This is a genomic window from Streptomyces sp. NRRL F-525, assembly GCF_000716605.1.
In the GTDB taxonomy this organism is placed as follows: Bacteria; Actinomycetota; Actinomycetes; order Streptomycetales; family Streptomycetaceae; genus Streptomyces.
Genome location: NZ_JNXE01000053.1, coordinates 40,443 through 48,506 on the forward strand (window position 1 = coordinate 40,443; position 8,064 = coordinate 48,506).

General features: G+C 68.5%; 6 protein-coding genes. 2 read left to right on the top strand and 4 right to left on the bottom strand.

Going from position 1 to position 8,064, the window contains the following annotated elements; translation table 11 throughout:
• Positions 1-235: 235 nt before the first annotated feature.
• Positions 236-1,210: a nuclear transport factor 2 family protein gene (locus OO69_RS44370; protein ID WP_051801712.1), complete on the bottom strand. Its 975-nt coding sequence runs from the start codon at positions 1,208-1,210 to the stop codon at positions 236-238.
• Between the two features lie 240 nt (positions 1,211-1,450).
• On the opposite strand from OO69_RS44370, the gene OO69_RS44375 reads away from it, so the two are divergent.
• Both OO69_RS44375 and OO69_RS52225 read left to right on the top strand, forming a co-directional pair.
• Positions 1,451-1,960, top strand: a complete 510-nt coding sequence (locus OO69_RS44375) for a MarR family winged helix-turn-helix transcriptional regulator (RefSeq protein WP_033286684.1) — start codon at positions 1,451-1,453, stop codon at positions 1,958-1,960.
• A gap of 797 nt (positions 1,961-2,757) precedes the next feature.
• The gene (locus tag OO69_RS52225) at positions 2,758-3,078 is read left to right on the top strand and encodes a hypothetical protein (protein WP_033286686.1); all 321 of its coding nucleotides are present in this window, start codon (positions 2,758-2,760) and stop codon (positions 3,076-3,078) included.
• 110 nt (positions 3,079-3,188) lie between these two features.
• On the opposite strand, the gene OO69_RS44390 is transcribed toward OO69_RS52225, so the two are convergent.
• The 3 genes from OO69_RS44390 to OO69_RS44400 all read right to left on the bottom strand — a co-directional run.
• Positions 3,189-3,797 (bottom strand): hypothetical protein, encoded by a 609-nt coding sequence (locus OO69_RS44390; protein WP_158713491.1) that lies wholly within the window; start codon positions 3,795-3,797, stop codon positions 3,189-3,191.
• A 133-nt stretch (positions 3,798-3,930) separates the two neighbouring features.
• Positions 3,931-6,954 (bottom strand): glycosyl hydrolase, encoded by a 3,024-nt coding sequence (locus tag OO69_RS44395; protein WP_033286688.1) that lies wholly within the window; start codon positions 6,952-6,954, stop codon positions 3,931-3,933.
• 786 nt (positions 6,955-7,740) lie between these two features.
• The coding region (locus OO69_RS44400) for a type II toxin-antitoxin system PemK/MazF family toxin (RefSeq protein WP_234444690.1) at positions 7,741-8,064 on the bottom strand (324 nt) is incomplete at its 5' end.

Here is an 8,064-nt window from a genome sequence, read left to right on the forward strand (position 1 = left end):
GGCACTCAGCTCGGACAAGGCGCTTATCGCGGAATCTCCTTCCAGGTGTCGTCCAACCGGTGTCACGACTCTCGGCTCTCCCCTTACAGGAGGGTCAAGACGTGATCCACCACGTACCGCGAGCTTCGGCAACCCTTGAGTCCCAGTCCCAGTCCCGGTCCCAGTCGCCGTCGCTGACCGGCCCGCTGATGAGCTCGACCGCGGGAGGGCCGAAGTCCTCGGTCCACCCATGCGGTCAGTGTTCGAGGGTGTCCGCGAGCAGGGTGGCCATGGCGGCGTCGTCGAGTCGGGACGCGTCCCAGGTCGCGGTGAACCGGGTGATGCGGTCGGCCGCGTCGAGTTCGACCGCGATGATCCCGTGGCTGCCGGCGAATCCGTTGCCGATCCACTCGTAGCCGCCTCCCCGGCCGCTGCCGAGGGTGCGGCGCACAGTGGTGCCGACGCCGTAGGGCAGACGGGTGTGGGCCCGGCTGACGTAGGCGTCGATGGCCGCGGCGCCGGCGAACCAGGTGTGCAGCGCGAGGTCCTCGAAGACGGCGTCCTCGGCGAACAGCCCGGCGGTGTCGCCGGCGGCGAGGGCGGCGCGCAGGCGGCCGAGTGTCCGACGCAGGGCCGGCGAGGAGCGTTCGGAGAGGTGTTCCTCGCCGTAGGCCGTCGGAAACTGAGGGTCGGGGGTGCGTAGCGCGTCGACGGCGGCGATGCCGAAGTGGCGTCCGTCCCAGTAGTCGACCTCGCGCACGACGAGGCCGTTGTGGAAGTCGACGGCGGCGATCGCCCGGATCTCGTGGCCGAAAAGCTCCGGCGAGTCGGTGAACTCGACGATCGCGCTGTTCTCGTCTCCGATGATTCGGGTGGCGTAGGAGCGCGCGGTGTCGGGCCACGTCGGCATGTACTGCGTGAAGGTGGCATGCAGGGCCGTCCAGTTCGGTATGTACCAGCCCAGGGTGGCGTCCGTGTAGTGCAGCGGATTCCGGGAGAAGTGCGACATGAAGCGGCCGACGTCGCGGGCGGTCTTGTCGCGGAACAGGTTGTTGACCCGGCGTACGAGCAGAGGCGTCGCGTGCGTGACGTCCTGCGGTGGATCCGGGAGGGGGACGGGCGGCGCGCTCGGGATCGCGGCGAGGGCGGGCGTCGGACCGGGCAGGGCCGTGGCGGTGGTGATCGCCCCCGCTCCTCCCAGGACGACGGCACGGCGGGTGGGCTGGCGCACGGTAGCTCCTCACATCTGGCTTCGACGTTGTCCAACCGGTGTCATGACTCTCGGCCCTCCCCTTACAGGAGCGTCAACACGTGGTCCGCCAAGCGCCTGGAGTATCCGTAACCAGCGGATTCACCAGCACTGAAAGGTCGGCCATCGCTTGACTGGGCAAGTCAAACGTAGATTCATTTCACTTGATTGGTCAAGTGATCCAGGCGAGGTATGACTTTCCCGGTCACGTAACATGGGCTCATGACTCCACCCGATCCCGAGGCCGAGCCCGAGCTGCGCCGACTCGACGAGAGCAACCGCGAGACCTGGGTCGCTCTCGCCCGCCTGCTGATCCAGCTGCCAACGGCACTCGACAACCAACTGCAACGCGACTCCGGCCTGAGCCACTTCGAGTACGGCATCCTCGCCGCGCTGTCGGAAGCCGACGAGGGGACACTTCGGATGAGCGAGCTGGCGATCTATGCCAACGGCTCGCTGTCGCGGCTGTCGCGCGCTGTCACGCGACTGGAACGCCGTGACTGGGTGACACGCACACCGGACCCGGCCGATGGTCGCTACACCCTGGCCGTGCTGACCGGCAAAGGCAGAGACGTCCTCGTCGAAGCGGTGCCGGGACATGCCGAGGCCGTCAACCGACTCGTCTTCGATTCCCTCACCACCGCCCAGGCGCGCCAGTTGCGGACCATCGCGGGCCGCATCCTGAACGCGGTCAACGCCGAAGGCGGCATGACGCCGAAGCCAGGCCCCTGACTTGCCCCAAAGTCTGTGGAGAGGTGTTCCGGATCGAGGGGACGCCTTGGGCAGGGGCCTGGGATGTTGACCTGCCCACCATTACGCGCGGTGGCGAGGGCGGGGCGGTCGGACAGGCCCTGGGCAGAACGCGGGCAGACGGTCGGCTCGGCGAGGCCTGCGGCGGATGACATCGCGATCGGGACAACCCGTCCGACAGGACAGTCGGGTCCCAGCACCTCTGTGCCGGGGCCGTGCTGGGGACAACCCGAGCAAGCGAAGCGACCTGGCACTCTACAGGTCAACGGCGTGCCGGACTCAGACTGTCTGTCGCCCCGACGCAGCGCCGGCCGGAGCCGTTCAGCTCTGTGTCTGCTGTGCTTTTCTCCGCGTCACCATGGTGACCATGACCGTGTCCTCGGCCAGGGTTCCCAGGGCGTCTCCCCGCTTCGGGGAGGCATTCCCGAATGCGAGGGTGGTCGCGGCACGAGAGAGCGAGACGACGAGGATCGCGAGGGCGAGGACAGCGAAGGCGAGGCGGGACAGCGAGAACCCGCGCGCCTTCCTCGTTCTCCACCCCTGCCCGGGTCCGCCGCGGGTTCCGACACCTGCGCGCCAAGATCCCAACGCCAGCCCGAGTGCCGAAACCCACCCGGCGGGGCCCTGGCCGTCCACCAGGCTCGAAGAACTGCCGCCCCGCCCCTCTCCCTCTCTGCGACGCCGGCCCACCCACCACAAGACAGGCACAAAACCGCGCCGCGGCAGTTGAACAGCCACCCGAACTCGTCACCATGAAACCGACGATGTTGGATAGCGGCATGGCGAGACGCAAGAAGGAGAAGCAGCCTCCTCTCGGCATTCCGAAGGGAATCGTCCTGCTGGAAGCGCCCGACGGCTGGCGCCACACCATCCTGACCGAGGACGGCGGAATGCTCTGCGGCCGCCTGAACGTAGCGCCACACACCGCCCCACAGGACGCCCGCGCTGCGGCAGAGGCAGTGGCGAAGGGGCTCGCTCGTGACTTTCACCGCTCCGACGTCGAGGTGAACTGGGACCCGCCCCAAGACCCAGGGAACTGGAACGCACAGATCACCATCGTAGTCAGGAAAGAGTTCTCCTCGCCGGACGCCGGAGGATAAACGGCAAGCTCAGCGGCCATGGCACACCCCCCTGACTTCCGAACCGGTGGTCCTCTCAAACGATCTGGCTCTCGCGGAAGTGGTGAACTGCCGCATCGCCCAGAGCGGGTTCACACCTCGCGGAGCAGTAGGAAGCCGTCCCGCCGGCGGGTGACGACGCCCAGGTCGGTACGTGCGCCGGGCTTGGCCCGGCAGATGAGGCTCACCCGCTCACCGGAACCGACTTCGACAGGTACTTCACCACTGGAGCACCTGGAAATCCTTACCTGGACAGAATGCGAGCCCACGGCGACGGGGATGTTGACCAACTCCCCGCGCCGTAGCCGGCCGACGCGCTTGCCGTCGATGTAGACCTCATAGCGCCGCAACTGCGCATAGGAGTCCGCGTCATCGCGATAGACGGACACCTCGGTGCCTGCCGAGGCAGGATCACCCGACCCGGCGGACCGCGGTCTCACCCCCATGACCTTCTCCCTCGCCAGCAGGAAGGCCGGCTGTCCGGTGACCGCCACCATCAGCTGGGCCACGAAGGCGAGGCAAAAAACTACCAACCCCGCCAAGGCCACGGCGACGGCCGCCACCGGTCCCGCACGGTGCCCGGCTCCATCGGCGGGGAGCCAGGCTCCACCTAGAAACATCACGGACAGACCACTCAGGCAAGCCGCATTGAGCAGCGAGGCACGTTCGAGCCTGTCCTGGTTGGTCGCATTACTGCTCACGTATCCGACGGCGAGTCCAGCGATCGCCCCCGCCCCCCTTCGCTGGCCAGGCCTGCTCGTCAACACCCCTCCCCGCACGGGAGGTTGAACGGCAAGCTGAACACCCCGCCCACGAGAGCCCGGTCGAGGGCGGTCAGGTCACCTTCTGCTGTACGTACGGCGTGAGTCGGACCGGTCCGATCAGGCCGTAGGCCTGTCGCGCGGATGTGCCGAACACCGTGGGGTTGCTGATCCGCAGCCGGTTGAACAACGGGGTGGCCACCTCGACCTCGATGAGGTTGGCGCCGTGGCGCAGATGTCCGCCGAGGTCCACCACGGGGTTGAGCCGGTCGACGGGGCCGAGTTGTGTTCCGTTGACGGTGACCCGGCAGGTGTCGCTGACGCTGCCGAGGCGGAGCAGCGCCCCCATGTCGGAGGTCCAGGTGTTCGGCAGGGTGACCGTTGTCCGGTAGCGGCCGATACCGCCCACGTCGGCCAGTTCGGGGATCTGCGACCACGGCAGCAGGGCATCGAGGACGAGGCTGTGCGTGGCGATCGTGGTGGTGGTCGCGGTGGTACCGGGCCGCCAGTCGTCGACCGAGAGCGTCCACCGGTCGAGGGGGACGGCTGCCGGCACCTCGGGGATCGCTGTGGTGACCTTGCGGCCCGTCGACAGGGTGGTGGTGCGGATACCGGTCGTGAAGGCTCGTACGGCCAGTGATCCGTCCGCGAAGAGCGCGGTGTCCGCGTCGGTCGCGACCGCGTGCGGACGGCTCCCGGCGCGGTCCCCGAACAGTCCCGGGGCGCCCAGGGCGACGACGGGAGTCTCGCCCGGCTGGAGTGTCACCCGGAAGGTGAACGCGTCGCCGTCCTGGGTGTATTGGGCGAGCCGGGTGACCTGCCCGCTCCAGGGGTCCAGCAGGTACGGGACCGCGCCGGACCCCTTGCGGCGGGTCGCGCGCAGCGTGACGTCGTGGTCTATGAGGGCGACGGCGGGCTTGACGGTCTCGGCATGCTTGCCGTTGCACAGGTAGTAGAAGTCGGCGTCGTCGGTGACCCGGTGGGCGTTGAGCAGGGTCGACGACACGGAGTAGACGGCGTCGGAGGTCACGCCGAGTTCCGCGAACGCCGCGCCGACCAGGGTCTTGTCGGTGATCTGGCGGACGTTCGACAGAGAGAGCAACTGGGCGGTCAGGGAACGCAGTTCGGCCTGCTCCCCGTCGTCGGGGAGACCCGGGGTGAGTGCCTGGTCGAAGGCGCCGAGGAGCACGGTGGGCAGGCCCGCACGCGCGAACTTAAGGAGTCTGCGGGCGTCGGTGACGGCCAGCGTGGGGGTGGAGCCGTAGAAGAAGTCGCCTTCGAGGAACAGGGCCTTGTAGGCGGGCCCGTCGGGTGCGAGGCGCCCGCCGGAGACCTTGGCGCTGGGCAGGTCGAGCAGGGGGCCGCTCAGGAACTGGTGGGTCCAGCCGAGCGGGACGCCCGTCGAGGTCAGCCAGGACGCGCCGATGCCGGTGGCCGTGTAGCCGGTCTGCCGGAAGACGGCGATGTCCGCGCGGGCGGTGCCCGACTGGAGAACCTCGTGGACGCGGCCGAGGTAGGTGGTGATGTCGGGCACGTGGCGCCAGGTCGGCTGCCGGGGTCCCCACGACTCGCCGTATCCCGGGGCCCCGCTGTACGGGCTGAACGCGGCGAAGCCGGGCCAGCTGACGCCCGGGGCGGTGGCGTAGGAGAAGCCGTGGATCACGGTCTGGTTGACGCCCGCCGCGTACGCGCCACCCATGGTGCGCAGGAACTTGTCCCAGGTGGTGTTGTAGGCGCCGCCCGCGTACGCGCCCGCCTCGCAGGACAGGATGCGGTGACCAGCCATGTCACGTCCGCCGGCCAGGCAGCGGTAGTCGTCGAGGTTCTTGAAGCCGAGCGATTCGCCCTCGGGGACGTCGAGAACGGCCGCCGAGGCGATCGCGTCGGTCTGGAGACCGTACGGCTGGGAACGCATCTTCATGCCGTGTCCGTGCGCCCAGGACGTGAGCGCGCCGAGGTGGTGCTTGTTGAAGAGTCCGGAGACGGTCTCCCAGAAGTCGTGCCGGATCTCCTGGGTGAGCCGTGCCTCGAAGGCGAAGATCTGGTTGCCGTTGTCGAGGACGACGGCCGGCAGATACGGCAGCAGGTCGCGTCCGGTGTGCTCGCGGAAGGCCGCGGGCAGGCCGGGCGTCCACTGCAGCCCCTTGGTCTCCAGCTCGACGGAGTCCTCGAAGAAGGTGCCGCCCGCCGATCTCAGGAGTTGACGGAGCGTGGAGTCCAGGATCGTGGAGTCCCAGTAGCGGGTGACGGCCGCGGTCCCCGCCGCGCTGAAGTGGTCGACGACATACGCGGCGGGGGAGGAGTGCGGCCCTGCCTCGGGCTGCTGCCCCGAACCCCGTTGCCAGTACGACAGGATCACCCAGGTCGCCGAGTCGGGCGGAGTCCAGCTCAGATGGCCGCCCGACACCTGGCCGGTCAGGTCGGTGACGCTCTCGGCGTCCAGGCCGGTCGCCTTGCCGCTGGAGTAGGCGGTGTTGACGCGGGCGGCCTGCACGGCGACGAGCTTCTGCTGGGTGACACCGGAGGCGGCCGCGTAGACGGAGGCCGGCACCGGGCCGTCGTAGGCCGCGCCGGCGGTCAACGTGGCCTTGCCGTAGGCGAGTTCCTTCACCGCGGCGGCGTCGTCGGGGGTCACTCCGGGCACGGCGACGGGCCAACTCGGGCCGAGAGTGAGGTCGATGGTCAGCCCGCGTCGGGCGGCCTGGCGCAGCGCGGCCGTCACACCGGCGCGCCAGGCCGGGCTGCCCCATCCATGGCGGGCGGTGTCCAGCACAGAGGTGTCGGTGATGCTGTGGTGCACGGCCGCGATCTCGGCGCCGCCGAAACCCGCGTCGGCCATCTGGTCGACCTCCCGCGCGATCTCCACCGGGTCCACCAGCCCGTCCGGCCACCACCAACGGAACCTGGGCCGGGCCGACTTGGCGGGTTGGGCGAACCAACTCGCCGTGGGCGCGGCTGTGTTGGAGCGAGTCGACCCGGAGGATGCGGCGGCGCTCGCCGTCGGACCGAGTGTCGCGAGGACGCCCGTCGTCAGAGCGGCCGCCATGACGGACCGGCGTGTCGCACCGCCGTCACGCTGCGGGTGGGTTTCGTGCATGGTTCAGCCCCAACTTGTCGTGGGTGAGTGGGTTCTGAATCGTTTCAGTCACTGCAAGTGCCGGAACCGTATTTCGCCCTCCGAGCTGAGGTCAAGAGAAAGGACAACGATTCAAAGCAAGGAGAGGCGGGAGGAGTTGGGGAAGTGATTGGCCGCGGGACGGCGGTTCGGACCTGGCGCTGGGCGGGGGCGGGTCGGTGTCCGCCGGGAGAGGCGGCGATCCCGATCCCTGCCTCACTCGTCAGTCGGACGCATGCCCTGCTTGATCCGACGCGAGGCGGTCGGATACTGCGGCGCTGCCAGTCGTCGACCTCTGCCCGTCCCGTACGCGGGGGAGACTGAAGTGCTTCTGCTTGTCGAGGGATCAGTTGAGGCTTGTGCCATGCATCGTTCGTGCCGTCATGTCGTCGTCATGTGGATGACGGGGGCCGATGCCGACCGACTGTGGTCCGAACCCATGCTGACGGCCTACTAGCACTACCTCGTAGTGGTTCAGGACGACGGGGGGTTCGCGATGCTCGCTGTGTCCGTGGTTTCCGCTCCTGCTCGTTCTCGGTGAACTCGCGCAACACGGCTGCCTTGCTGTGAGCCGCGGGTTGCCGACCGGGCTCGAGTCGGGGAGCTGGGTCCGGGAGAGCAGGGCAGGACAGGGCGGTACGCGGGTGTTCAGCCGGATGTGAGCGGTGCTTGACCGGTTGCGCGACGGGTCACTGAACTTCCGGATGAAGAATGGACAGCCGTGTCGTTCGAGACTTCTCGTGGCTGTCGGTGATGGCTGTCGTGGAGTCAGAGGTCGAGGACCGCGCGGAGTGAGTTGTCGACGAGTTCTTGTTGTTCGGGGCCGATGTTCCCGTGTGGTGTGCCGGTTTCGAAGTGGAGTGTGGAGAGCTGTAGGAGATTGACGGCGACGGCGGAGGCGTCGAGGGGGGTGGTCAGGCGAACGCTCATCGCCGTGTCGGGGTGCTGTGCCGGGGCGTGCAGGACCAGGACGAGGACAGCGCCGTATGCCTCGGCGAGTCCGTCGAGGCTGACGACGAGAACGGTGCGTGTGCCTTTGCCGGTGTCGACGTCCCAGACGTCGCCCTTGCGGATGATCACAGGGCGTCGCCT

What these genes read in the sequence shown, in the direction of transcription:
- OO69_RS52225 (WP_033286686.1), top strand. Translation starts at nt 2,758, where the DNA reads ATGGCGAGACGCAAGAAGGAGAAGCAGCCTCCTCTCGGCATTCCGAAG.
- OO69_RS44395 (WP_033286688.1), bottom strand. Translation starts at nt 6,954, where the DNA reads ATGCACGAAACCCACCCGCAGCGTGACGGCGGTGCGACACGCCGGTCC.
- OO69_RS44375 (WP_033286684.1), top strand. Translation starts at nt 1,451, where the DNA reads ATGACTCCACCCGATCCCGAGGCCGAGCCCGAGCTGCGCCGACTCGAC.